Below are 25795 nucleotides of genomic sequence, written 5' to 3'. Positions count from 1 at the left end.
CTATTTCCCGGTGACAGACACCGCAGAAAGACAAATTGGCCCATTTTGTCCATGGACGGTGTCTGTCACCACAAAAGGACAAATAGGCCCATTTTGTACGCCTGGAGTGGACACTCCGTAGACTGTCCACCTGAGGTGGGAAAAAGGGCGATTTTGTCCACGAAGGGTGTCTGTCACCGCAGCTGGTAAACAAAAGGCACTTCCGGACGGGAAGTGCCTTTTGGGTTGATGTTAGCCTAATCTTCTGCGTGGAAGACGGTCGATGTTGTCAAGCATGATGCCTGTTCCGATTGCTACGCAGTCCATTGGGTTTTCTGCCACTAATACAGGAACCTTTAGCTCTTCGGAAAGAAGCATATCGATACCGTGTAATAGCGCTCCGCCACCTGTTAAGATGACTCCACGGTCAATGATGTCTGCAGATAATTCTGGTGGTGTTCTCTCAAGAACGGCTTTCGCAGCTTGTACAATTACAGCCACTGATTCGCGAAGTGCTCCTTCGATTTCTTCTGAACGAACCGAGATGGTACGTGGAAGTCCTGACACCATGTCACGGCCACGAATTTCCATTTCTTCTGAACGAGAACCTTCGAAAACAGTCCCGATATTGATTTTAATATTCTCGGCCGTACGTTCACCGATTAATAACTTGTATTGACGTTTAATGTATTGAAGGATTTCATTGTCAAACTTGTCCCCAGCCATTTTAATGGAAGAAGATGTAACGATATCACCCATAGAAAGAACAGCAACATCCGTTGTTCCGCCCCCGATATCAACAACCATATTTCCGCTTGGCATGAAAATATCCATTCCCGCTCCAATGGCTGCTACCTTTGGCTCCTCTTCTAGGTATATCTTCTTCCCACCGCTCTTTTCAGCCGCTTCTTTAATGGCCTTTTGCTCAACACTTGTAATGTTTGTTGGGCAGCAAATCAAAATACGTGGCTTAGATAGGAAGCCTTTAACATTTAACTTATTAATAAAGTGCTTAAGCATCGCTTCTGTTACGTCGAAGTCAGCAATAACTCCATCCTTAAGCGGGCGAATCGCTACGATATTTCCTGGTGTACGTCCAACCATCTTTCTCGCTTCTTCACCAACTGCAAGCACACGATTTGTATTCTTATCTATAGCCACAACAGATGGTTCATTTAACACAATCCCGCGGCCCTTCACGTGGATCAGTACGTTAGCTGTTCCTAAGTCAATTCCAATATCTCTCGCAAACATCCTTTTCATTTCCTCCTTGAAAGGTAACAATCGTATTCGTGCTCTTCTCATATATTAAATGGGGCATTTTCTCATGTAAAACTCGTTGTGTAGGAAAAGAGACTTACCTATTACGAACCTAATGTCTCTAATAGAGTATTTTATCACAAATTGGTAAATTACAATAATAATTTGTCAAAAAGACAGACAAAATGTCAAAAAAACTTGAAAAGCGGAAGCAGCTTGCTTGACTTAAGATGAAATCTGGTGGAGTACCGGGACTTCAAAACCACTACAAAAAATAAAAACCCTCCATAAATCATGGAAGGTTTTTAAATTACTGAACAGGCTCGCCTTCTAATTCTTCTTTCTTATACTTCATTTTTGTTGCTTCTCCCCCACGTAAATGGCGGATGGATTTATGGTAATCTAATATGTCTTTCACTTCGTTTGCCAGTTCTGGGTTTATCTCGGGTAGTCTTTCGGTTAAATCTTTATGGACTGTACTTTTGGACACGCCAAACTCCTTCGCGATCACGCGAACTGTTTTTTTCGTCTCCACGATATACTTTCCAATCTTGATAGTTCTCTCTTTGATGTAATCGTGCACACCACTCGCCCTCCTCAAATTGGATGTGAGAAGTGTGAAATGAGACCCGCTTCTTCGCTTTGTTGGTATACTGTTACCCGCACAACATCCATTATTATTTTCAAAAAACAATTTCTACTGAGTATTGTGTGCGGCAGAAAGTATGAAACTTTCTAAACGTTACAAGGAATAATCATGTATGGAACTAAATCTCGCGCATTTGCAAACGACTCCTCACCTCATACACTCTCTTTGTAGGTTTGTAACATTTTATTAGCTTGGATGAAGATATATGCACGAAAAACTCAATCGGGACAAGGCTTATTGAAAATTTTTTGAAAAATGGAACAAAAACAAGCTTTCTTTTTCAATTTTTTTGATAAAAATGTGAACACTTTCGTCAAAAACAAGAGAAAAGGACCATTCGATATAAAGGACAAGCTACCTATTATTTACTGGTCATTTTGGCCCCATTGCCACCAGTTATGGAAATCAAACCCAAAACCATAGGTCGTTTTATGCCAATAATCCGCAAATTTTGTTGAAAAATAGGCGAAAGGGTGTAAGAACCATGTCGAAATTTTAGAGAGGTTATCCCTATTGTCTATGCAGGGACATATTACGTAGAATGAGGTGAATTTATACATAAATATGGGTTTATTACTACATTTTGGGGAGATATTATGGACTATTCAAGAAAAGCAAGGATTCAAAACGAAAGAAAAGCTGCTTCAAAGGCAAACCGTCGTAAACTTGCTGGTGTGACCATGATGGCAGCGATTACAGCTTCATCCTTATTTGGATCTAGTATGAAGTCAGCAAAAGCACAAACAGAAGTGGGCTTCTATACGGTGCAAAAGGGTGATACCCTTACACATATCGCGAAGCAATACAATGTAAGCGTAAACGAGCTGATGAAGGAAAATAAGCTTATTTCCGACAAGATTTATATCGGACAAAAGCTAGAGGTTCCCACTCACCTTGGAATAGAAGAGAACTACGATGAAATTTCCGTACAATCACATAAAGTGGTTTCTGGGGATACGTTATATCGAATTTCTGTCAAATACGGAACAACTATTTCTGAATTAAAGACCGTAAACAAACTTTCTTCCGATACGATTAAAATCGGACAAAACTTACTGATTCCATCCAAGGAAAAGGACATTTCACAAAAAGCAAAACAGCTTGCTAAGTTTTATACTGTTGCACCTGGAGATACCATCTATGGGTTAGCGAAGCGCTTTGGCACTTCCATTGATGTGTTAAAAGGACAAAACGGACTAAATAAAGAAATGATCTTAATCGGGCAAAAATTACTGATTACCGAAGCACCAATTACCACGAGAGCAAAAGTAGTTGGGGCCATCGACAAGTTTACCGTTGAGTTCCAAACAGCAACTGGTACACTACCTCTAAAAGTGTCTTATGGAACGGCTGAAGCATATCAAAAGCTATCAGGAAAAGCGTACATTCTTTCTTATAAAAACGGTGCCTTATTATCCCTACAGCCAGAATAAATATAAGAGCATGGGGTTTTCTCCATGCTCTTACAGCTGTATGGATCGAGCCTGACTCTCAGTCGCCTTCACAAGCTCTCCCCAGGTGCGATATCCACGATCTCGAAATTGCAAGAGTAACTCTACAAATAAATACGCGGTTGTCTTCGCATCCCCTATCGCGCTGTGACGATCGTAAATTCTCGTTCCAAATGCACGTGCATACCGTTCGAGGTCCCTCATATCATAGGACGGTGCAAGAAACCCGATAAGATCCAATGTATCTATCGTAAAAGTCCCCTTTAGCCCCATCTTTTCCCGTTTTAACTCATTTTTTAACACTAGCGCATCAAAGCTTACATAATGCCCGACTAGACTAACGGTTTCTTGCTCCCTCACATACGAAAAAAAGTCTGAAATCGCCTCAAATGCTTGTGGCGCACCAGCCACGTGTTCATTGGATATAGACGTTAGCTCCGTTATTTCCCGAGAAATTTGTCGAGAGGGATTCACATAGGTTTGAAAGCTAGAAGCCTCACAAACCTTAAAACCATCTATTAAAACTGCCCCTATCTCTATCAATCTGTCTGTTGTAGCAATTTCGAACCCTGTCGTTTCCGTATCAAATACGACAAATTTCAGCTTATCTAATGGAGTAGACAGTGGTATTTCCTGATATAGAAGTGGGCAAGTGACCTGTTTTCGTAAAAAGAACATCCTTTTCCTCCTTCTATACCGTAAAATTAGCAAACACTTGGCTTTGCATTTCTTTTATCGATTTTAAACTAAGAATGAGCTCTTCTTTTTCACGGGTTGATAGTCTAGCAAATTCGATATGGGACTTTCCTTGCTGCTGCCAACGCTGAGTTACATACAGACGGAGTACCTCCTCCACCGCTAGCTTTATATCGGTGGCAAATACATACGAGAGCACTCCTTTTTCTTTTAAAAAGGTAATCTTGTCTATTGATGTGCCAGATAATCCGCCGTGTAATAGGGTGAGAATTTGCAGACTATGATGATAAGGAAACAACACTTCTTTTTTCATATCCATCTGTTTTCGCTCTAGCTTAAATAAGGACCGAATCGGTTGGTCAAGAGTTGGAATGACATGCTCTCTTTCAATCTGGGTCATTCGATAGAGAAAGATTTTCGAACGCTTCAGCAGCTCTCTTATCCCCTCCTCAAACCTCTCATGCAACGGTTGGGATCCTACTAAAAAACGATAGGAAAAGAAGTTTTGTGCAAGTAGTAAATGGTCATTCGTCGCTTGAAGCATCCACCCTCTCACTCTCTCCTGCCACACCTCGATTGTCCCGCGCCAATTCCCCTCACTACACATCATCAATCCAAGACAACGTGCGTAACCTGCTTTTTCAAGCATGACTGTAATCTGAATGCCTAATCTTGAAAAATACTCTTTGTATTCCTCCTTCTCGTAAACAAGAAAATGATCCTGATCCGTTAACATAAACTGCTCCCCACGGCCAGCACTTCCCATTTGATAGAAAGCAAAAGCACAAGGAATCTCTTCACCTAGCGAGTCGACTGAAAGCTCCACCGCTCTTTTTACTAGTCGGTCGTACAAACGAGTCACAATCTCTAACGTTTTTAACATAGGAATTCTATCTTTTATAAGCGTTTCAAGAATGTCATATATCGCCTTTTTCACGTGAACAATTGTCTCTTCTGTGCATTGCTCAATCTTTTGAATGGTCTTCATTACATTTTCGTTCTTTTTCCGTAATAAATCGGATAACGTCACCACTCCGAGGAGCTTCTCTCCGTCTACAACCGGCAAATGCTTAATTCCTTTTAATAGAGTTAAAGATAGAGCGTCATAATAATAGGAGAAACGTGTAATCGTAACTGGATTAGGTGTCATCACTTCAGATGCAACGGAACCCAATGAACGACCAGCCGCAATCACCCGCTCCACCAAATCCCGCTCCGTAATAATCCCTTCTAGCCTCCCATGATTGGTTACAAGTACAGAGCTTGTGCGTTCTTGATGCATGAGGATCGCTGCCTCTTGAACCGTTGTTTGAGGAGAAACACTCACTACCTGTTCCGTCATCAAATCTTGAACACGCAGCACGAACGCATCCCTTTCCCCAAAATCACGTGCTAGCTGAACCTGCTCTGCTAGTGAAGCATAAATATCCTTAAGCCTTACACTCACCTGAGCTAATAAATAATCATGAACATTCGGATCATCCCAACGCTTAGCGATGACGGAAAACGGGATAAAAAGAGCTTTGCTTTGTTCAATCGCTCGAACCTCCACTTGAGTGGCTGCCTCCTTACCTGGTTTGGAAACACCGAGGAAATCAGCCAGGCTCGAAAAGCCAATCAATTCTCCTTTTTGAACTACTTCAAGTACTTCCTCTTGCATCCCGTGATTATTTTTTATATACACTTCGGCAATCCCCGATAGGATGAGGTGCAAGCCGTCACGCTGGACTTCTTTTTTTAGCATCGTTTCCTGCTTTTCATAAGTCCGAACCTCACATAGCTCAATAAGGGAAAGGGCCGTACGGACATCCACCCCTTGAAAAAAGGGGTGAAACCGTACAGCCTCTAAAATTGTTTCATTATAGTTGTTTTGTTCCATCGTTCATCCAAACCTCGCCATTCTTATACACCATCTGCTCTGGATAGCGTAAGTCGATTACTTCCTCCTGGATTTTCTGAGATGGAGCCTCGGTTGATAAAGAAACTATTATATTTGTTAGGAAAGCCGCCGCTGCTCCAAACACTCCCGCTCCTGTATCAATAATGCCTAAGATCGTAAAGCCACCGTATTTTGCTGCAAAAATATACATTAACGTCACACCCAAGCCGACTAATAGACCCGCGATTACCCCTTTTGAATTTGAACGCTTCCACCAAACCCCTAGAACAAGTGCCGGGAAGAAGGTTCCTGTTGCAAGCGCAAACGCCCAAGCCACAATCTGTGTAATGGCTCCCGGTGGATTAAGAGCGATAAGCCCCGCAAATAAAGTCGCTATAACGATTGACCAGCGCGCTACAGATAGACGTTTCTTTTCGGTTGCATTTGGCTTCATGACACGATAATAAATATCATGGGCAAATGAAGAAGAAATCGCAATCATCAGTCCGCCTGCTGTTGATAAAGCCGCCGCCATTGCACCAGCAGCCACCAAACCGATAACAAATACGCCTAGGTTTGCAATTTCAGGTGTTGCCATAACGACAATATCATTTGAAATCACAAGCTCGCTCCACTGAAGAATACCATCTCCATTGCCATCAGCTACTTGAAGCTTCCCAGTATCTACCCATGTTTTGGTCCAAGCTGGAAGCTCCGCAATCTTACTACCAGCTACTTTTGTCATTAAAATAAAGCGTGAAAACGCCGCATAAGCTGGTGCGGATAAGTATAATAAGCCGATGAATAGTAATGCCCAAGCTCCTGACCAACGAGCTGCCTTCATCGTTGATACCGTATAGAATCGAACGATTACGTGTGGAAGTCCCGCCGTTCCAGCCATGAGCGTAAACATAAGTGCAAGGAACTGCCACTTCGTTCCGTTTGTAAACGGAGCAAAGTACTCTGAAATGCCAAGCTCACGGTCAAGTTCACCCATTTTCCCAACAAGCTCTCCGTACGATAGCCATGGCATTGGGTTTCCTGTAATCTGTAAGCTCATGAAAATAACTGGAATCAAGTAGGCAATAATTAAAATAATATACTGTGCTACCTGCGTCCAGGTAATTCCTTTCATTCCTCCGAACGCTGCATAGAAAGCAATTAACACAACCCCGATCATCGTCCCAAGCTTGGCATCGATCTCAAACAATCGCCCGATAACCACCCCAGAGCCTGACAGCTGACCGATCGAGTACGTAAAAGAAATAATGATAGTTATAACTGCAGCAATCACGCGAGCTGTATGGCTGTCAAAGCGGTCACCGATAAATTCTGGTACCGTATAACGACCATACTTACGAAGCTGAGGAGCCAGTAAGAAAGTAAGCAATAAGTAGCCACCCGTCCAGCCCATAATATAGGCAAGACCATCGTAGCCAAGTAGCATGATTGTACCGGCCATACCAATGAATGAGGCTGCACTCATCCAGTCCGCCCCAATCGCCATCCCGTTAAAAATAGGTGGTACACCGCGTCCCGCCACATAGAAGTCGGATGTTGCTTTCGCCTTGTTATAGATGGCAATCCCGATATATAGAGCAAATGTTGCTAAAATGATCGTTAATGAGACCAAAAATTGTGTATCCAAATGTATTCCCCCCTATAATTGCTCCCAAATCAATTGTAAGGAGCATAGATTCTCCCTTTGTTCGTCTTTTTCTATTTAAAGCCCGAGCATTCCCCTTTAATGCTCGAATACCTTACCAGAGCTGATTTGTTCATTTTTGCTCTCATCAATTCCGTATTTTTTGTCTACATTGTCACTAAGCTTGGCATTTACAAATAGTAAAATGATAAACGTGAGCACTGCCCCTTGAGCTCCCATGAAATAATGGAGTGGAAATCCATTAATGGAATACTGACTTAGTGGCTCAGCAAAAAAGACCACTCCAAAAGAAACAAGAAACCAGACGATAAAATAGATAATAATATTGCGAGTTCTTTCGCGGAAGTAACGATCGGCTACCTCTTTATCAATTTTCTTCACACTTACACCCCCATGGAAAATGATGTTCCTGTGCATATCTAGATGATGATCAATCAATCGATCCTCCTTTCTAAGCAACAATATATATGAACTTTTCCTCGCGGGAGCAAGAAAAAGTCATTATCGGTTTTAACTAAGACTGAAAATAAATTTGATGGTATCGATCAAGGGCATAGGAACTAGGATGATTTGTACGACGAAGTAGACGAGAATGGATAGGAATGGAATCACTAAGAAGAAGGGTCTTTTCTTTTTTAATGCAAAAAACAAACAAAAAACGGAGATGAAAAGTAAGCCAAATAAGATCATATCTTGCCTCCCTTTATGTGAAAGCGTTAACATTTTTACTTTTCTGAAATTTTATGAAAATTCAATTTTTATTATCTACATAAACTGTCTCTTGGTCAAGTAAGACTAGCCATTAAATTTTCTACGTGCTTGTCGAAAATTGGAGACTGTTTAGAAAAACCCAGTATTACCAATACTTTCCCGATAGAGCATTCGTCGAAAACTTTTTTATTTCAAGGAGGTTGTCATGCTAGTTAACACTATGTTGAAATTAGAAAACTAACCTCCCTTGCTACATGAAAAAAAGCATGTGAAATCTCACATGCTCAGTGTCTTAATCATAATTTTGACTGCTTCAAGCAGATCTCTAGAGGACCAGCTTGGCATCGGTTTTTTCTCATCAATCACAAGCTCATGAGAAGCAGGGACGTGTACAAAGCCAGCGGGAATGTCCACTTGCTTCTCCTTTAACCCATGTAAAACGGTGTACATTACATTATTGCATAAATACGTACCTGCGCTGTTGGAGATGGATGCAGGAAAGCCTTTCTCATTCAGAGCCTCCACAAACCTTCGAATGGGAAGAGTCGAAAAATAGCCGTCTGCTCCCCCATCTACAATCATGGAATCGATCAAAGCTTTCCCACTATTGTCCGCTTCACCATCACGGCAATTAATCGCAATGCGCTCCGGGGTAATTTGTGTCCTTCCTGCCGCAAGTCCTAGTGAAAGCACCGCATCAGGGGTAAGCTCGCGAACGGCATCTAGTATAGCCACTGGGGCTTTTTTGAAATCTACTGGTAAAAGAACCCCCTTCACCTCGTACTCACCAATTTGTGCCCCATCTAGTCTTAACACGATATCCTCGGTTGGATTGATGGGATGGGTTAGAAATGGTTCAAATCCTGTTAATAATAGCTTTTTCATAGATGTGCTCCTTAATAACTAGCAATGCTGCCGTCCGTACGCTTCTCCGTACCTCCCGATAGCACGCCCGTCTCTGGATTTCGAACAATCACCTGGCCACGACCAAACCCGCCTGAATCATGAGCGACAATCACCTCATGTCCTTTTCTCGCTAGCCCCTGAACGAGATGAATTGGAAAGTCATATTCCACCTCAATCTTCTTCCCGGATATCCATTGCCATCTAGGAGCATCTAGAGCCGCTTGTGGGTTGAGGTCAAAATCAATCATATTCATCGCTACCTGAACATGCCCTTGTGGCTGCATATACCCGCCCATGACACCAAACGGTCCGACTGCCTCCCCACCCTTTGTAATAAAACCAGGAATAATCGTATGATACGTTTTTTTCCCAGGTGCTAGAGCATTTTCATCTTCTTCATTCAGGGAAAAATCATGCCCGCGATTTTGCAGTCCAATTCCCGTGTTTGGAACAACGACCCCAGAGCCAAAGCCCATATAATTGCTTTGGATAAAAGAAACCATATTCCCTTCCCCATCAGCTGTTGCCAAATAGACGGTTCCTCCCTTGGGAAGAGAGCCTGGTTCTGGAGTGCGTGCTTCGTCTGTGATCTTTTCACGCGCCTGCTGAGCAAATCCCTCAGATAGCATATCTGATACATTTGCCTTCATTGTGGTTGAGTCAGTAATATATGTTTTCCCATCCGTGAATGCCTGCTTCATGGCTTCTAATTGGAGATGCAATCCAGTTAAATCTTCGCGATGAGAAAACTCGTAGCCTTTTAAAATATTTAGTGCCATCAATGCGACCAAGCCCTGACCGTTCGGCGGAATTTCCCATACATCATAGCCGCGGTAGTTGACGCTAATCGGATCCACCCACTCCGCTTTGTAGGCTGCTAGGTCTTCTTTTCGTAAAAATCCACCCTGTGCCTTGGAAGCAGAGTCGATTTCATCTGCTAGTCGACCTCGGTAAAAGCTTTCGGCATTTGTTTCGGCAATTTCCTGAAGCGTATTCGCATGATCCTTAGACTTCCACATTTCTCCGATTTGTGGTGGCTTTCCGTCTGGCGCAAACACACGGAACCATTCTGTGTATTGGGGGTCATCACGAAAGCGTTTCTGATAGGCTTTATAAGCACCTGCCCAGTACTTTCCGAGCGTGGGTGATACGGGGTAACCCTCGCGTGCGTAAGTAATCGCCGGCTGTAATACATCCGTTAATGGTAGACGTCCGAATCGTTTGGAGAGCTCCGCCCACGCAGAGGGAGCACCAGGTACAGTGACAGGGATCCATCCGTGTGAAGGCATTTTTTCATGCCCAAGCTCTTTCACTTTTTCGATTGAAATTCCTTGTGGAGAAGGTCCACTTGCATTTAAGCCGTACAGCTTATCTTTTATCCAAACAAGCGCAAACGCATCACCACCAATGCCGTTTGACGTTGGTTCAACAACGGTTAAGCATGCGGCTGTAGCAATGGCGGCATCCACGGCATTCCCGCCCTTTTTTAACATATCAAGCCCTGCCTGTGCAGCAAGTGGCTGAGATGTCGCCACCATGCCATTTCTCGCAATGGTTACCATTCGCTGCGATCGATACGGATATGTAAGATATGACAAATGAAACTCCCCCTATTAAACTTCGTCTTTCGAAATATTATACGATAAATTTTGAATTTTTCCAATAATGAGAAGTATAACTAGGGTGTCTGTCACCGCGCGTGGACAAATTTTCAATTTTGTCCATTTCAGGCGGACAGTTACTATCAAGGATTCTCCTCCACAACAAAAAAAACCCGCACCAGGGCGGGTTTTCCTCATATCCTATGCATCAGAATTATCTGTGCTTTCAGTTCCTTCTTCCGTTCCAGGAGTTTTTTCTTTCCCAGAATCTGTTCCTTCTTTATCAGAAGACTTGTCCGCATCTTCTTCTTCAGCAGCTTTCTTTTCTGCTTCGTCATCCGTTGCTTCCTCTTCTTCTTCTACTGCATTTTGATCATCTTTTCCGCTGTTTTCCATATCAGACACATTCACATCTTTTAGTGAACTTAAAGGCTTTTGGAAGTAGTCAATTGGATTTAAAGCTACACCCTCTTTGCGAATTTCAAAGTGTACGTGAAGGCCAGCTTCTTCATTAACTAAGCTTTCACCAGCAGTTGCGATTGATTTCCCTTGCTTTACTTCATCGCCTACTTTTACTTTGATGTCACTAACTGATTGATATTGTGTTACAATTCCTTTGTCATGCTCAATTTCGATGACATTTCCAAGTAGGGAATCGTTATCAACCACTTTTGTAACGGTTCCGCTAAGAGCTGCTACAACATCGAATGCTTCCCCATCTTTTTGAACAATATCAATACCTGTGTTTGGGTGGTATGAATTGTCGTAGAATACTAGGGCTGCTTCTTGCTGTTCTGCTGAGCCGTTATTATCATAGAATTGCTTTTGAATTTCTACCTTGTTTGGATCTGTCACTGGCATTACAAAGTTTTCCATTGTACGTGATACTTCAACAGCTGGCTCATTGAACTTCTTGTCTGTAACGTCAGTAGCCTCGTTGTTGTACCCAAACTTGTCTGAGTCTGTTGCACTGTTTTGATACCATAAAACCGCGGTTAAAATGATCGCTGCGCTTCCTAGATAAATTGCTGGGAATGCCCATCTTTTCTTTAAAAAGCGCTTAACATTTGAATCTTGAGAAGATCGTTTCTTTTCTTCCTCTCTCATTTATCATCACCTCAGCAATCAGTTTGAACAATGTGAGAGAAATATATACCTTGTGATAAAAAAAATTTTTAGACTTATTTTTCGACAAAGCTTTTACAATTATTCATGTAAGGAGAATGTTTTATGAAAAAGTTCCTTTGGGCTCTTCCCATTGCATATATGACGCTGATTTGGACACTATCGAGCTTTCCTGCTGACGAATTCGTTGCCCTGCCCGATTTATCCCTCGATCGAATCATTAAGGAGTCCCTACACCTTGTTGAGTTTGGGATTCTATACCTTTTATTCGCCCTAGCTTTATATGGAAATGGCCAGCTTACCAAAAAGACAAGCTTGGTATTTGCGGTCTTCGCCTGCCTGTACGGGGCTTTAGATGAAATCCACCAGTCCTTCGTTCCTTACCGCTCAGCCACGTGGATTGACCTTGTGAAGGACGTCATAGGTGTTACGGTCGCTTCATATTTCGTCAACCGTTTTTACTTTTTGAAAAAAAAATAAGCTAGAGCAGTCGCTCTAGCTTATTTCTGGGCAGTAATCTTCGTTAGCAGGTCATTTGATGATACGACTTCTGCTCCTTGGTAATAATACTTCACGATATCCACATATGATTTACCTTCTTGCGCCATTCCGTTTGCCCCGTATTGGCTCATGCCAACACCATGACCGTACCCCTTCGTATTGATAACGATTTGGTCTCCCTTACGCTCCCACGTAAAGTCTGTTGATTTTAACTCTAGCTTGGTACGAATGTCTTGCCCTGTTAATACCTTGCCACTAAAGTCCACTTTGCCAACACGGTTACTTGATGTTCGTTCAATGACTTTTCCGATCGTATTACTTGAACCAATCTTCACACCTAATAGGCGTTCAAAGTCAGAAACGGATACCACCTTTTGTCCGTTAAATTCCTTGGATTGAACGTCCCAAGGGCTTTCGACGCTTTTTAAATAAGGAAGAGCACCTTGCCAAACCGCTTCGGCATTTTCAGTATATCCGTTGCTTGTTGAAAAGAAGGTCGCGTCAATTGGCGTCCCCTCATAGGTTAGGATCTGTCCGCTCGTTTCCTTAACTGCTTTACGGATCTTCTCTATTTTCCAGGAGTAATCCTTGCCCCAAATTTCCCGAAGCTCTTCTTCATTCTTAAAGACTTGGTGCTGTACCGTGTCCGTCACGATTGCACCGTCAGGTACCTCAAGCTTTTCCGAGCTGATCATTTGTCTAACGATATATGTTCTTGCTGTAAGGGCTTGTGCCTTTAATGCTTCAAGCTCAAATGAGGCGGGCATTTCAGATGCCACAACGCCTGTTACATAGTTGTCTAATTCGAGTGTCTCAACCGATTCTGACGCCGTACGATAGACAGCCACCTCTACGGCAGGACCCGTTGGTTGTGCTTCAGCTACGGTCTCTTTTGCGGTTTCCTCTCCAAGTTTACCACTTACCTTACCCTCTGAAAAAGGGAGCACGACGAGTGTAGGAATCATGAGTGTGACGACGAATAGAATGGCGGATACGATTACAAATGGTTTGAGTTTCATTATGCTTGTGCCTCCAGTACGCATTAGGTAACAAGGAATATGTAGTCCCGTCTCCATTCATACATATGGACTTGGACAAGCAAATATGACTTTTTCTTTGTTCATGAATAAAAACGTCTATGAAGCATCACAATATTCTAGGTGGTAATATTTCACGTAATGAAAATGTAAAAAACCGCAGAGTATGGAATACTTCTACGGTTTACTTTTATGAATATACATTTATTTAAGCATTCATATCTCTAACGTAAGTTTCTTCAATCGTTTCAACGGCTTCTGACACACGCTCAATATCTGCACCAATGGATGCTAGCTTCTGATGGAAGTCAACATATCCTCGATCTAAATGCTTAAGCTCTGTCACACGAGTCACGCCATCAGCGACTAATCCTGTTAAAACGAGCGCAGCAGCCGCACGTAAATCAGTTGCAGCAACTTCTGCTCCTTGCAGGTTAGATGGTCCATTCATAATCACTGAACGGCCTTCAATTTTAATATCAGCATTCATTCGACGGAATTCTTCTACATGCATAAAGCGGTTTTCAAATACCGTTTCGGTAATCATACTAGTTCCTTTTGCGTGAAGAAGTAATGCCATCATTTGTGATTGCATATCTGTTGGGAATCCTGGATGTGGCATTGTTTTAATATCAACGGCTTTCAGCTTTTCTGGTCCAATAACACGTAGGCCATCAGCTTCTTCTTCGATAATTACGCCCATTTCTTCCATTTTCGCAATAAGTGAAGTTAAATGCTCTGGAACGGCTCCTCTTACTAGCACGTTTCCACCAGTAATAGCGGAAGCAACCATAAATGTTCCAGCTTCAATACGGTCAGGAATAATATGATGCTCGCAACCAAATAGAACGTCTACACCTTCAATGCGGATCGTACCTGTTCCTGCTCCTCTTACTTTGGCACCCATTTTGTTTAGGAAATTAGCTAAGTCCACAATTTCTGGCTCTTTCGCACAGTTTTCCATTACTGTTGTACCATTCGCTAGTGTCGCGGCCATCATAATATTTTCTGTAGCACCGACACTTGGGAAATCTAGATAAATCTTTGCGCCATGTAAGCGGCCTTCTGGAGCTTCGGCTTCGATAAAACCGTTTCCAACTTTTACCTTAGCACCCATCGCTTCGAAGCCTTTTAAATGCTGGTCAATTGGACGTGAACCAATTGCACAGCCACCAGGCAATGCAACTCGTGCACGGCCATTTCGAGCTAGTAATGAACCCATTACTAGTACAGATGCTCTCATTTTTCTCACATATTCAAATGGTGCTTCTTCTTTTAATACTCCAGATGCATCAACAGTGACAGTGTTATCTTTAAATACAACATTGGCATTTAAATAGCGTAACACTTCATTAATTGTATATACATCGGAGAGAGTCGGCACATCTTTAATTACGCATTTTCCATCACTTGCTAATAATGTTGCGGCGATCACAGGCAAAACTGCATTTTTAGCGCCTTCTACTTTAACTGAGCCACTAAGCCTTCTTCCGCCGCGGACGATGATTTTTTCCAAGTGTATTCCCCTCCGCGTCCATTTTCTCTATATTAATATTCAATCGTAATGATTGGTGTGCCAACTACTAGGGTAGTCTTTGCGCCCAATCCTTGCGTTCTAAGTCCTACTTGTAGATTCATTTCTTTCTCTTTGCTTGTTAAGGTTCCTGACAACATAGGCGAATAAGCCGATGTGGATACAAAATTATTTTCGTCTAATGATTCGATCTCTTCTGCCTTAAACTGCGTAAGCAATTGATTGACAGTATCAGGCAAAGACGTATTCATCTTATCACTGAATTCGCCTTTTATACAAGAGAAAATTGTTGGTTTCCCTCGAAATATGTCAGAGAGCTGCAATGGTAGTTCTTTTTCAAGAAATTGTGTGGTTTGTTGCGAAAATTTCTCGTCATTCACCTCATAAATGATATACGTTTGAGGATGCTGATTTGTGAGGGTTGTTAATACTTGGATTTTTTCCTTTGGACCATGGTCAGTGGTACTAATACCTGTAGCTTCCCACATATTCGCTTTAGAATTCACATTCCATGACCATTCAGGAAATTTTTTTTGCAGGTCCTCACCGAACCCCTTTACGTCCTCAAGACTTGTTAAATGGTCCATTTTTTCTCTTGCATGTAGAGACCATTCAGTGATGGGAATTTGTTCCCCTTCTACGATAGTTGCAATCGTAAGTAAGTCAAGCTGTTCTTCCGCTACTATCGTTTTATTCCCAAAGTTTATAATGGCAAAACCTGTTAAGCAAATTAATAAGACATAAGAAAGTTTTTTCATCTACAATCCCTCCCCTTACTACCATTGTTACCAGGTAGCTCAAGGTCATACGTGGGAATTGTCGTCACTTTTTGACAAGTCTTATGTAAGATTTTGTGCAGTTTCACACAAAGAGAATTTTACTTAAATTTAGTTGCGAATAAAAATGTCAGAAGACCTATATTTTTACATAATCATTTGGAAGAGTAGTGGTAGTTGTTGCGACCAAAGCAGGTAATCCAGGAAAAAGTTACTAACAGTAGAACCAATCACAATGGATAAAAATATAAACAACACCCGTGCTTGAAATACATGGCTCCCTCTTAGCAGTTTTTCGTAGTTAATTGATTGAAGCGCCCACCAGGCAAGTGCAATAAAAAACAAATGCGACAAAATGCTAATCAACGCTTGATGTCCAAATTCTGCGATCATCGGTACTTCTTCTCTCCCTTGTACAAACGGTCTATAGGCAAGCCTACCTTTCATTGTATCATTTTTGCAACGAAAACAGAACCTACATACCTCATTATTGACGAATAAGGGTGGGGAAAAGTTTCGTTTTTGTTAAGAAGATTTTTGAGGTTTCAGGTTTTATGACGAATACAAGCTTTAGTACCACCGTTAAGCGTCATAAAACCTTGTTTATGACCATTATGTTTCATTATTTTCCTTTTTTATGTCATAAATCGATCTTTATGACCTATCACCTGAAATTTCTCATCAAACATGTCATAAAACTCTTTTTATGACATTACGAGAACCCCAAAGGTTATAAAAAAAGAAGAGGGTTCCCCAACCCTCTTCTTTCTCACTCTATTAAAACCCATTTTACCGTGTGTAACTAGCAAAAGTCCCCCAACTCTTGCTAGTCTTTCTCCCAAAACTACTTATTGAAACATGTCCGAAAAGCCGTTGAAACTCGTGTGTAAGAAGTCAAACGCCAAATTCGGGAATAGACCGAACACAATGGTTGCTGCGACCGTTATGACGAGCACGACGATGATTCCAGCTGGTAGCTTGATTTTTTCGTCGGATGCTGCTGGTCGGAAGAACATTTGTGTAAAAATGCCGAAATAGTAGAAGTACGAAATGACGGTCGTGGCGATCATGACCGAGGCTAGCACATAATGCGCTGGATCTACATAGAACGTTCCCATAAAGATGTTAAGCTTCCCGATGAAGCCTGCTGTCCCTGGAATTCCTGCTAACGATAAGAGGAACACTCCCATGGAGACGGCCAAGATGGGCGAACGCTTATAAAGGCCAGCAAATGCACTAATATCTTCATTATCTGATTTTCCACTGATCAGCTGAATAATGGCAAACGCGCCAAGATTCATAAACAAGTAAGCCCCTAAGTAAAACCACATCGCATCAAACATGAACGCTGATAAAGCCGCTATGGCTACCAATAAGTAACCCGCATGCGCAATACTTGAGTACGCGAAAAGTCTCTTTACATTGCGCTGACGTAATGCAATGACGTTCCCGATAATCATCGTTGCTCCTGCAAGCAGTGCGATATAATCCTGCATTTTAATCAACATCGGATATGATGCGGTACTGGAACCCGATGGTGCCGCACCGTATACAGTCAAAAGGATACGAAGCAAAATCACAAACCCAGCTGTTTTTGATACAACACTTAAAAAGGCTGTAACTGGTGTTGGAGCTCCTTGGTACACATCTGGTGCCCACATGTGAAACGGTACAGATGCCAGTTTAAAAGATAAACCAACAAACACTAGTAAAAAGGACAACCCAAGCAAGTAGATTTGCTGTGTATCAAAGTTTGCTGATAACACACCCGTGATCTCTGTTAAGTTGGTTGATCCTGTTAATCCAAACACATAGCTTAATCCAAACAATGTGACCGCTGTTGAAATTCCCCCATTAATGACATATTTCATCGCTGATTCATTGGAAGGAAGATGCTTTTTACGAATCCCTGCTAATATATAGGAAGAAAGAGATAACAGTTCAAGTCCAACAAATAATGTGATTAAATCTCCGCTCGACGACATCACCATCGCTCCGAGCAAAGCGGTTAAAAACAAGTAGTAGAACTCTCCCTTGTATTCCTTCATCCCTTCCTTTGGCTCATAGCTGATCGCCAGCAGCATCACGAGTGCTGCACCAATTAACAGTAACAGTTTGAATGCCTTTGCGTACGAATCTAAGCGAAACGTATCATATAGAATACTTGTTACTTCTAAATCTACTAATCCTAGTAAAGAAACAAACGCTGCGATAATGGCTGTGAACGCAATCCAGCCAAGAATTTTTCGATCCTGGTTTTTCGGCATAAACAAATCCATAATAGATAGGATGGTTGCTATACCTAGGATGATGAACTCCGGGGTCATGATTGCCCATTGATACGATAACATTTGTTCAAGATCCATCCTTCATCACCCTCCTAACCCAAGCATGATAGTCTCAAGTGTGGCTTGTAGTGGCTCGCTCAGTACACTTGGGTAAACACCGATTAACACAATTAATGCGACTAGAACGAGAACCGGCGCCCATTCAAATGAACTAATATCCGATACACCTGTGAATTCTCGCTGTGCTTTTCCAAACGTCATTCCTAACACGGCTCGAAGTAAGTAGACGGCTGTTAAAATGATGCCCAAGCAGCCAACAGCAGCAAGAACTGGCATCGCATCAAATAATCCTAAAAATGCCATGAACTCACTAACGAATCCACTCATTCCAGGTAGACCAAGTGAAGCCATTGCCCCAGCCAGTAAAAACCCAGCCGTAATTGGCATTCCCTTCGCCATTCCACCAAGCTTCGTAATCTCAGACGTATGGAAACGCTCGTAAAAGATTCCCACTAGAAAGAACAATAATGCAGAAATCAATCCGTGAGAAACGACTTGGAAGATCGCTCCTTGAATACCAGCTTCATTAAGAGCACCCACTCCGATTAACACAATTCCCATATGAGAAATCGAAGAGTATGCCAGCACCATTTTGAAATCCTTTTGAATCAGTGCAAGGAACGCGCCATACAGCAAGTTCACGACACCTAATGTCGCAAGCAACCATGCGATCGAGGTGAATTGTTCTGGGAAAATCCCCATCCCAAAGCGAATTAACCCGTATGCCCCAATTTTCAAAAGAATTCCTGAGTGTAGCATTACGATTGACGGTGGTGCTTGAACGTGCACGCGAAGCATCCAAGTATGTAACGGAAAAATTGGTAGCTTTACCCCGAATGCAACTAATAATGCTAGTAATAACCCCATTTTTACGTTATCTGTGATCCTTGCATGACCTGCATCCGCCGTAAGCAATTGCTGCAAGACATCGATATTAGATGTTCCTGTACGAGCGAACAACACCATAATCACGATCAACAGAACCGCTGAACCAAGTCCATTATAAATAAGGAAGCTATAAGCCGCTTTTTCTTTTTCATGAAAGCCCCATTTTCCGATTAAAAAGAACATCGGAATGAGTGTGATTTCAAAAAATAAGAAGAACAGAATAAGGTTTTCTGCAACGAATACGCCAAGCATTCCTACTTCAAGAAGAAGGAATAGCATGAAGTAACCCTTCCACTCTTTTTTAATATGAAGTGAAGCAATGGCAGCCAGCACCGAAAGAATGCTTGTTAAAACAACCATGATGAGGGAAAAGCCATCCACCCCAAGTTCAAAAGGGATTTCAAATACTCCTTCACTCATTCCAAAGTGGATCCAGTCCCATTTGAGATTATACGCAAATAGCTCCGTTCCATTTTTATATTGAGAAAACACTGCCAATGAAAGAACCAATGCTGGAAGGGTAGCAAGAATCCCGACCAACTTAATGGAACTCTCCTGCATTTTTGGCATCAATGATAAAACGAGAATCCCAAGTAACGGGGAAAACACGATGAGTGCTAACATCAAATTCATCCGAAGTACCCCCCTGTTACAGCAAAAATGACAAATAATACAGCTAAGCCAACGAAGGCTACGGTACCGTACATTTGGACCTGACCATTATGCACGCGTGAACCAGTTTTTCCAAACGTTTGAACAACTTCCACGACCAGCTTGATAATTCCTTCCACAATAAACACTTCAATATACTTGAGGAACAAGCTAAAGAACTTGGTTATGTTCACAATCGTTAACTCATAAAACTCATCAATAAAGTACTTATTGTATAACACACTGTACGTTACTGGTGCACGGCTGGATAGCCAATCCCGTGATAGAGACTTTTTCCCATACATGAGATACGCAAGGAAAATCCCCGCAAGTGATACGAGGGTTGCCACAATCATGATCCATGCTGGACCTTCCACGTGACCATGACCAAGCGCTTCATTCCCCTCTACTAACCAATCTCCTAAAAATGTCCCAAACCATGGCGTGTTCACATAACCAGCTACAACAGCCAGTACGCCAAGCACCACCATTGGCAGTGTCATGACTGAAGGAGATTCATGAACATTCCTGATTTCTTTTCTAGCCTCACCGGTAAAGACGAGGAAGAACAAACGGAACATATAAAAAGCGGTAAAGAAGGCTGCGATAACCGCTAACCAGAATAATGCTATATTTCCGTGAACCCAAGCAGAAATTAAGATTTCATCTTTACTGAAGAAGCCTGAGAATAAAGGAACCCCACTAATCGCCAAGGTTCCAACTAAGAATAACGGACCAGTGACACGAAGCTTTTTCCATAAGCCACCCATCTCTTCAATGTTTTGCGTATGAACGGCATGGATGACACTACCTGCTGCCAAGAACAGCAAGGCTTTGAAAAATGCGTGTGTCATGAGGTGGAACACCCCTGCCACATATCCAGCAGATCCAAGAGCTAACATCATATAGCCAAGCTGTGAAACCGTAGAGTAAGCCAATATCCGTTTAATATCAGTTTGAACTAGACCAATGCTGGCAGCAAAAATGGCGGTAATTGCCCCAATTACAGCTACGGTCATTAAGGCTGTTTCACTTGCTGTGAAAAGCGGGAACAAAGCAGCTACTAAATATACCCCGGCAGCAACCATCGTTGCTGCGTGGATTAGTGCTGACACAGGTGTCGGACCTTCCATCGCATCCGGTAACCATGTGTGAAGCGGAAACTGACCTGATTTTCCAACTGCACCAATAAAGATAAGGATCGCCGTCAATGTGATCATGCCTGTAGAAATGGAACCAGTCTCTACCGCAGCAAAAATCTCATCATATTCAAAGCTACCTACCTGCCAGAATAATAGGATCATCCCGATAAAAAGGCCAACATCCCCTATACGGGTCATGATAAAAGCCTTTTTTGCAGCTTTTTTGGCATCTTCCTTATAAAAGTAGAATCCGATTAATAGGAAGGAACCTACCCCGACTAATTCCCAGAAAATATATGTTTGTAATAAATTGGGTGATAAAACTAAACCAAGCATCGCAAACGTAAATAATCCTAAATACGCATAAAACACATGAAAGCGTTCATCGTCATGCATATATCCCTTTGAATACGTATGTACAAGCAAACTAACAAGAGATACGATAACGAGCATTAGCGCATTTAACTGGTTTACTTCAAAACCCGCTGTTAGTTGAACATCTCCGATCGAAAGCCATGTGCCCTCTGCTTTATAGGTCGGTTGTGAGAATCGCTCAAATAAGACGATGAGCGAGTACACAAACGAGATACCCACTAGCAAAATACCGACAAAGGCGCTGTTTTCCTTTAGCTTTTTTCCGAACAGAAGAAGGAACAAAAATGATAGTAGCGGGAAAAGCGGTATGATCCATGCATTTTCCATCAATATCACAATCCCCTTTTTAGAACGCACACCGGTTCTTATTTGACCTTACTTTGTGCGTTTGATTGAGGCCCGCTGTAAATAAGCGAGTCATAATTTTTTATCTAGTGCTTTAATGTGTTCATTTCATCAATATTAACTGTTTTCCGGTTGCGGTAAAGTGCAATTAAAATCGCCAGCCCAACGGCTGCTTCCGCTGCTGCCACAGCGATCGAGAATAACGCAAACACTTGACCAGTAATTCCTGGGTTCGCCCCATACTTACTGAAGGCAACTAAATTAATATTGACTGCGTTTAGCATTAATTCAATTGAAATTAATACGATAACCGTATTGCGCTTCGTTAATGCTCCGTACAATCCGATACAAAACAAGATTAACGCAAGCGTGAGGTAGGCTGAAACGGGAACTGAGCTCATTCCTTATTCGCCTCCTTTTCATCATCTTTTTTCGCTAATACAATGGCTCCGATTAGTGCAACTAACAAGATGACAGATGTGATTTCAAAGGGAATGACAAATTTTGAGTAAAGTGCCACCCCAATTTGCTCGGTATTATTCTCATGAAGGTTGTTCGGTACAGAGGCCAGGTCTAAATCATACACCCCGATATACATTACAACCGCAAAACCAAGAACACCGATAAAGAGAAGAGTCTTTCGAATCCAGCCCTCCTCCGGCTCGCTCGTATCATTATGACGGGTAAGCATAATCCCGAATAACATAATGATCGTAATCGCGCCTGAGTAGATCAAAATCTGAACTGCTGCCACAAATTCAGCAGAGAGCATGACGTAAATCCCCGCAATGCTCACAAAGGTGAACACAAGAGCCACGATCATATGAACGACCTTTGTCAAATTCAATAACAGCACGCCGCCAATGACCGCAACGAGCGCTAGCGACATAAATGCGATTAATTCACCCGTAACTGTCATGCTTTATTCACCTTCCGAATATTTTCATCGTTCTCATCTAACCATTCTAGGTTTTTAAAAAGCTCATCACGGCTATATTCCGCGAGTTCAAAATTATTGGTCATAATGATGGCTTCTGTCGGACATACCTCCGTACAAAGGTCACATAGGATACAGATTTCGAAGTTGATATCATAGGTATCTATAATTTTTCCTTTTTTGGTTGGGTCAGGGTGTTTTTTGCCCGTTAGTTGAATGCAGTCGGTTGGGCAGATGGCTGCACATTGATTGCAAACGATACATTTTTCGGGGTAAAACTTCTGTATCCCACGGAACCGATCCGGAAGTGGCAGCGGCTCATTTGGATAATCGTAGGTTACTTTTTCTCGCGTTAAGTTTTTGAGTGTGTAGGCTAACCCTTTTGCTAATCCAAGCACGTTGACTCACCCTCTCTAGTAGTAGGCTCTGTTAAACATGGTGTTGATTTCCGCTCCAGGCGCTTGCTTTCCGGGGGGCGTTTGGTGATCCCCCATGGGTCAAGCGCCTTCCGCTCCAATCAACCGTGTGTAAAATCCACTTTGACTTAACAGATTCTTTTAAAAAAGCTTCAACAATTCTTTTACAAGTGCTGTTAAGAAAATATTCGCTAATGCGACTGGTAATAGTACCTTCCATCCGAATTCCATTAGTTGGTCCGCTCTTAGACGTGGGAATGTGACGCGGATCCAGACTAGGAAGAAGATGACGACGCTGAATTTTAGGGCGAACCATACGGCTCCTGGGATGAATCCTAAGAAGTCGAACGGTGGTAGCCAGCCTCCTAAAAATAGTACCGTTGTTAGTGATGCCATTGCGAATAGATATACATATTCGGCAAGCATGAAAAATGCCCAACGGAAGCCCGAGTACTCGACGTGGAATCCGGCTACTAGTTCAGATTCTGCTTCTGGTAAGTCAAATGGTGTACGGTTTAATTCAGCAACGGATGCTATCATAAAGACAAGAAATGCGATCGGCTGCCAAAGAATAAACCACCCTTGCTCACCCTGAGCGGCGACGATATCGTTTAAATTCAGGCTTCCTGCAAAAAGGATAACCCCAATGACTGACATAACGAGCGGTATTTCGTAGGAAATCATTTGGGCAGCGGCACGCATTCCACCAAGCAACGCGTACTTATTATTGGATGCCCATCCTCCCGTTACTACTCCAATGGTTGTTAAACCAGAAATAGCGATATAGTACAACAGTCCAACACCAATATCGGCAAATTGTAGATGATCGGTTAACGGAATCGTAGCCAGTACCATGAATGCTGGAGCAAACGCAATAACCGGTGCTAGGATAAAGAGCGGACGGTCAGCAAGCTTCGGAATCGTATCTTCCTTTAATAGAAGCTTTAATACGTCGGCTACCGTTTGTAAAAGTCCCCAGCGCCCGCCGACCTGATTCGGTCCTTGACGTAGTTGCATAAAACCCATGACTTTTCTTTCTGCTAAGATTGCATACGTAACGAATCCCAAAACAACTAATAATAGAACCGTTGCTAGTAAAAAGAAAATCCCAAAGTTTAAGAGTCCCGGTTGTGATTGCAGCAGTCCCTCTACCATTAGCCATCAACCTCCCCTAGGACAATATCAATTGCACCTAAAATTGCGATTAAGTTTGCTATATTCTCTCCCTCCAATAGCTTCGGAAGGATTTGCAAATTGTAAAAAGAAGGTCTTCTAAACTTCAAACGATACGGCTCTTTTTTTCCATCACTGGCAATATAGCAGCCGATTTCACCACGAGGAGACTCAATACGAACGTATGCCTCTCCCTTTGGTGCTTTGATAATCTTAGGAACTTTAGCAAGAATTTCTCCCTCTTTTGGGAATTGCTCAACCGCTTGTTCTAAAATTTTCAAAGATTCCTCGAGTTCTCCTAGACGAACATGGTATCTTGCCCACGCGTCTCCACCCTCTTGAACAGGAACATCAAAGTCAAATCGGTCGTAAATTGAATACGGCTCATCTTTACGAAGATCCCATTTGACTCCCGTACATCTCAGGTTCGCTCCACTTAGCGAGTAGTTAAGTGCATCCTCTTTCGTGTAGCGACCCACACCCTTTACCCGGTTCATGAAGATTTCATTCCCCGTTACGAGGTCATGGTAGCCTTTTAACTGCTCACGCATATATGGGATAAACTCGCCCACTTTTTCAATCCAACCCTCAGGTGCATCCCACTTTACTCCTCCTACACGCATGTAGTTAAAAGTAAGACGGGCACCCGATAATTCATTTAACATATTAATAATCATTTCACGCTCACGGAACGCGTAAAGAAATGGGCTGACCGCTCCAATATCGAGTAAATATGTACCCCACCAAACAAGATGACTCGCAACACGACCAAGCTCCATCGCGATTACTCGCAGGTATTCCGCTCGCTCCGGTATCTTTAAATCCATCATCGTTTCAACTGCATGACAGAGCACATAGTTGTTTGTCATCGCTGCTAAATAATCGAGTCTGTCTGTGTAAGGAATGATTTGAGTGTATTGTAGATTCTCAGCTAACTTTTCCGTCCCGCGATGTAAATATCCAATAACCGGCTTCGCTTCCTTGATGATTTCTCCATCAATTTTTAACACCAGTCGGAACACACCATGCGTACTAGGATGCTGAGGCCCTACGTTTAATAGCATTTCTTCCGTTCGAAGCACTCGTTACACCTCCACATCGTATGGTTCATAGTCTTTGCGTAGAGGGTGACCAATCCAATCATCACCGAGCATAATTCGATATAAGTGCGGGTGATTTTTAAATTGAATTCCAAGTAAGTCATATGCTTCACACTCAGGCCAGTTTGCACCTGCCCAAAGCTTCGAAAGCGACTCTACCTCAGGTTTCTCGCGGTCAATCTTCACCTTTAACGCAACGGATTGCCTATTTTTATATGAGTAGAGATGAACATACACTTCCATGTGTGTCTCAAAATCTCCCCCATGAAACTCTGATAAATAATTGAAGCCAAGCTGCTCATTATAGCGAAGGAACTCGGCAACTTTATAATAAGTTTCCGGCTTTGCTACCAAAGTTGGTACGTCCTTCGACAGATTATTAATATAGAAATCTTCCAATACTTCCTTGCCAAGATGCTCTTCAATAACCTTCACGTATTTATCTAAATACGGTTGGTTTGGTGAAGGTACCAGTTCTTCAGGAGCTTCTTCCTCAGCAGGCTTGACTTTGGCTCTAGCAGCGGCTGCAGCGGCTGCTTTCGCTTTCGCGACTGTAATGGCCTTTGCTTTTTCATCGTCTCCAGCGGCTCCACCTTGTGCTGCTGCTTTCGCTTTGGCAGCTGCTGCTGCCTTGGCCTTCGCAGCGGCG

The 25795-nt window shown here is 42.5% G+C and carries 24 protein-coding genes; 2 read left to right on the top strand and 22 right to left on the bottom strand.

All coding sequences use genetic code 11. The annotated features are described in order from the left end of the window. Window positions 1-231: 231 nt before the first annotated feature. Both BKO01S_RS18910 and spoIIID read right to left on the bottom strand, forming a co-directional pair. Window positions 232-1233 carry a rod shape-determining protein gene (locus tag BKO01S_RS18910; protein WP_066057946.1) on the bottom strand — a complete coding sequence of 334 codons (1002 nt, stop codon included), beginning with the start codon at window positions 1231-1233 and terminating at the stop codon, window positions 232-234. Window positions 1234-1549: 316 nt separating this feature from the next. Continuing rightward, window positions 1550-1822, bottom strand: coding sequence for a sporulation transcriptional regulator SpoIIID (gene spoIIID, locus BKO01S_RS18905; protein WP_066057943.1), 273 nt, complete (start codon window positions 1820-1822; stop codon window positions 1550-1552). A 662-nt stretch (window positions 1823-2484) separates the two neighbouring features. On the opposite strand from spoIIID, the gene BKO01S_RS18900 reads away from it, so the two are divergent. Further along, the gene (locus tag BKO01S_RS18900; protein ID WP_066057940.1) at window positions 2485-3321 is read left to right on the top strand and encodes a LysM peptidoglycan-binding domain-containing protein; all 837 of its coding nucleotides are present in this window, start codon (window positions 2485-2487) and stop codon (window positions 3319-3321) included. Between the two features lie 30 nt (window positions 3322-3351). Here BKO01S_RS18900 and BKO01S_RS18895 read toward each other — a convergent pair whose 3' ends face one another. The 7 genes from BKO01S_RS18895 to spoIIQ form a co-directional block, all read right to left on the bottom strand. Then, window positions 3352-4017 carry a 3'-5' exonuclease gene (locus BKO01S_RS18895; protein ID WP_066057938.1) on the bottom strand — a complete coding sequence of 222 codons (666 nt, stop codon included), beginning with the start codon at window positions 4015-4017 and terminating at the stop codon, window positions 3352-3354. Between the two features lie 13 nt (window positions 4018-4030). Next, entirely contained in the window at window positions 4031-5914 is a 1884-nt protein-coding gene (locus tag BKO01S_RS18890; RefSeq protein ID WP_066057935.1) for a DUF294 nucleotidyltransferase-like domain-containing protein, read from the bottom strand. Continuing rightward, window positions 5895-7562: a sodium:solute symporter family protein gene (locus BKO01S_RS18885; RefSeq protein WP_066057932.1), complete on the bottom strand. Its 1668-nt coding sequence runs from the start codon at window positions 7560-7562 to the stop codon at window positions 5895-5897. The genes BKO01S_RS18890 and BKO01S_RS18885 overlap by 20 nt, the downstream gene beginning before the upstream one ends. Window positions 7563-7658: 96 nt before the next feature. Next, on the bottom strand, window positions 7659-7961 hold the full coding sequence (locus tag BKO01S_RS18880; protein ID WP_066058058.1) for a DUF4212 domain-containing protein: 303 nt from the start codon (window positions 7959-7961) through the stop codon (window positions 7659-7661). 606 nt (window positions 7962-8567) lie between these two features. Beyond that, entirely contained in the window at window positions 8568-9176 is a 609-nt protein-coding gene (locus BKO01S_RS18875; protein ID WP_066057930.1) for a pyroglutamyl-peptidase I, read from the bottom strand. Window positions 9177-9187: 11 nt separating this feature from the next. Beyond that, window positions 9188-10795: a gamma-glutamyltransferase family protein gene (locus BKO01S_RS18870; RefSeq protein WP_066057926.1), complete on the bottom strand. Its 1608-nt coding sequence runs from the start codon at window positions 10793-10795 to the stop codon at window positions 9188-9190. Between the two features lie 204 nt (window positions 10796-10999). Then, window positions 11000-11905 carry a stage II sporulation protein SpoIIQ gene (gene spoIIQ, locus BKO01S_RS18865; RefSeq protein WP_066057923.1) on the bottom strand — a complete coding sequence of 302 codons (906 nt, stop codon included), beginning with the start codon at window positions 11903-11905 and terminating at the stop codon, window positions 11000-11002. Between the two features lie 123 nt (window positions 11906-12028). Between spoIIQ and BKO01S_RS18860 the strand changes: the two genes are divergently transcribed. Next, window positions 12029-12403: a VanZ family protein gene (locus tag BKO01S_RS18860; protein WP_066057922.1), complete on the top strand. Its 375-nt coding sequence runs from the start codon at window positions 12029-12031 to the stop codon at window positions 12401-12403. Between the two features lie 20 nt (window positions 12404-12423). Here BKO01S_RS18860 and spoIID read toward each other — a convergent pair whose 3' ends face one another. From spoIID to BKO01S_RS18795, 13 genes are all read right to left on the bottom strand, one after another. Then, the gene (gene spoIID / locus BKO01S_RS18855) at window positions 12424-13446 is read right to left on the bottom strand and encodes a stage II sporulation protein D (RefSeq protein ID WP_066058055.1); all 1023 of its coding nucleotides are present in this window, start codon (window positions 13444-13446) and stop codon (window positions 12424-12426) included. Between the two features lie 223 nt (window positions 13447-13669). Next, window positions 13670-14977: a UDP-N-acetylglucosamine 1-carboxyvinyltransferase gene (murA, locus tag BKO01S_RS18850; RefSeq protein WP_066057918.1), complete on the bottom strand. Its 1308-nt coding sequence runs from the start codon at window positions 14975-14977 to the stop codon at window positions 13670-13672. Between the two features lie 32 nt (window positions 14978-15009). After that, window positions 15010-15753 (bottom strand): YwmB family TATA-box binding protein, encoded by a 744-nt coding sequence (locus tag BKO01S_RS18845; RefSeq protein WP_066057915.1) that lies wholly within the window; start codon window positions 15751-15753, stop codon window positions 15010-15012. A 165-nt stretch (window positions 15754-15918) separates the two neighbouring features. Beyond that, window positions 15919-16164 carry a DUF1146 family protein gene (locus tag BKO01S_RS18840; RefSeq protein ID WP_066057912.1) on the bottom strand — a complete coding sequence of 82 codons (246 nt, stop codon included), beginning with the start codon at window positions 16162-16164 and terminating at the stop codon, window positions 15919-15921. 455 nt (window positions 16165-16619) lie between these two features. Next, complete coding sequence (gene nuoN, locus BKO01S_RS18835; protein ID WP_066057909.1) at window positions 16620-18137, bottom strand: NADH-quinone oxidoreductase subunit NuoN; 1518 nt, start codon at window positions 18135-18137, stop codon at window positions 16620-16622. Window positions 18138-18143: 6 nt separating this feature from the next. After that, complete coding sequence (locus BKO01S_RS18830) at window positions 18144-19640, bottom strand: complex I subunit 4 family protein (protein WP_066057906.1); 1497 nt, start codon at window positions 19638-19640, stop codon at window positions 18144-18146. Further along, window positions 19637-21505: an NADH-quinone oxidoreductase subunit L gene (gene nuoL / locus BKO01S_RS18825; RefSeq protein ID WP_066057905.1), complete on the bottom strand. Its 1869-nt coding sequence runs from the start codon at window positions 21503-21505 to the stop codon at window positions 19637-19639. The genes BKO01S_RS18830 and nuoL overlap by 4 nt, the downstream gene beginning before the upstream one ends. A gap of 101 nt (window positions 21506-21606) precedes the next feature. Beyond that, window positions 21607-21921, bottom strand: coding sequence for an NADH-quinone oxidoreductase subunit NuoK (nuoK, locus tag BKO01S_RS18820; protein WP_066057903.1), 315 nt, complete (start codon window positions 21919-21921; stop codon window positions 21607-21609). Then, on the bottom strand, window positions 21918-22439 hold the full coding sequence (locus BKO01S_RS18815) for an NADH-quinone oxidoreductase subunit J (protein WP_066057900.1): 522 nt from the start codon (window positions 22437-22439) through the stop codon (window positions 21918-21920). The genes nuoK and BKO01S_RS18815 overlap by 4 nt, the downstream gene beginning before the upstream one ends. Beyond that, a complete protein-coding gene (nuoI, locus tag BKO01S_RS18810) occupies window positions 22436-22855 on the bottom strand; it encodes an NADH-quinone oxidoreductase subunit NuoI (RefSeq protein ID WP_066057898.1) in 420 nt (139 codons plus the stop codon). Before nuoI ends, BKO01S_RS18815 begins: the two co-directional genes overlap by 4 nt. A 159-nt stretch (window positions 22856-23014) precedes the next feature. Beyond that, entirely contained in the window at window positions 23015-24028 is a 1014-nt protein-coding gene (gene nuoH, locus BKO01S_RS18805) for an NADH-quinone oxidoreductase subunit NuoH (RefSeq protein WP_066057895.1), read from the bottom strand. Continuing rightward, window positions 24028-25128, bottom strand: a complete 1101-nt coding sequence (locus BKO01S_RS18800) for an NADH-quinone oxidoreductase subunit D (RefSeq protein ID WP_066057892.1) — start codon at window positions 25126-25128, stop codon at window positions 24028-24030. The genes nuoH and BKO01S_RS18800 overlap by 1 nt, the downstream gene beginning before the upstream one ends. 3 nt (window positions 25129-25131) lie before the next feature. Next, a partial coding sequence (locus BKO01S_RS18795) for an NADH-quinone oxidoreductase subunit C (protein ID WP_198158849.1) occupies window positions 25132-25795 on the bottom strand: 664 nt, incomplete at its 5' end.

Origin of the sequence: Robertmurraya korlensis NBRC 107688 (genome assembly GCF_001591645.1) — a bacterium.
GTDB lineage: Bacteria > Bacillota > Bacilli > Bacillales > Cytobacillaceae > Robertmurraya_A.
The sequence above is the reverse complement of the archived record's forward strand: the minus strand, read 5'-3'. Positions and strand labels throughout refer to the sequence as shown.

Coding starts and splice junctions, on each gene's coding strand:
- BKO01S_RS18910 (WP_066057946.1), bottom strand. CDS start 1,233: ATGTTTGCGAGAGATATTGGAATTGACTTAGGAACAGCTAACGTACTG.
- BKO01S_RS18900 (WP_066057940.1), top strand. CDS start 2,485: ATGGACTATTCAAGAAAAGCAAGGATTCAAAACGAAAGAAAAGCTGCT.
- BKO01S_RS18895 (WP_066057938.1), bottom strand. CDS start 4,017: ATGTTCTTTTTACGAAAACAGGTCACTTGCCCACTTCTATATCAGGAA.
- BKO01S_RS18890 (WP_066057935.1), bottom strand. CDS start 5,914: ATGGAACAAAACAACTATAATGAAACAATTTTAGAGGCTGTACGGTTT.
- BKO01S_RS18875 (WP_066057930.1), bottom strand. CDS start 9,176: ATGAAAAAGCTATTATTAACAGGATTTGAACCATTTCTAACCCATCCC.
- spoIIQ (WP_066057923.1), bottom strand. CDS start 11,905: ATGAGAGAGGAAGAAAAGAAACGATCTTCTCAAGATTCAAATGTTAAG.
- BKO01S_RS18860 (WP_066057922.1), top strand. CDS start 12,029: ATGAAAAAGTTCCTTTGGGCTCTTCCCATTGCATATATGACGCTGATT.
- BKO01S_RS18845 (WP_066057915.1), bottom strand. CDS start 15,753: ATGAAAAAACTTTCTTATGTCTTATTAATTTGCTTAACAGGTTTTGCC.
- BKO01S_RS18840 (WP_066057912.1), bottom strand. CDS start 16,164: ATGATCGCAGAATTTGGACATCAAGCGTTGATTAGCATTTTGTCGCAT.
- nuoN (WP_066057909.1), bottom strand. CDS start 18,137: ATGGATCTTGAACAAATGTTATCGTATCAATGGGCAATCATGACCCCG.
- BKO01S_RS18830 (WP_066057906.1), bottom strand. CDS start 19,640: ATGAATTTGATGTTAGCACTCATCGTGTTTTCCCCGTTACTTGGGATT.
- nuoK (WP_066057903.1), bottom strand. CDS start 21,921: ATGAGCTCAGTTCCCGTTTCAGCCTACCTCACGCTTGCGTTAATCTTG.
- BKO01S_RS18815 (WP_066057900.1), bottom strand. CDS start 22,439: ATGACAGTTACGGGTGAATTAATCGCATTTATGTCGCTAGCGCTCGTT.
- nuoH (WP_066057895.1), bottom strand. CDS start 24,028: ATGGTAGAGGGACTGCTGCAATCACAACCGGGACTCTTAAACTTTGGG.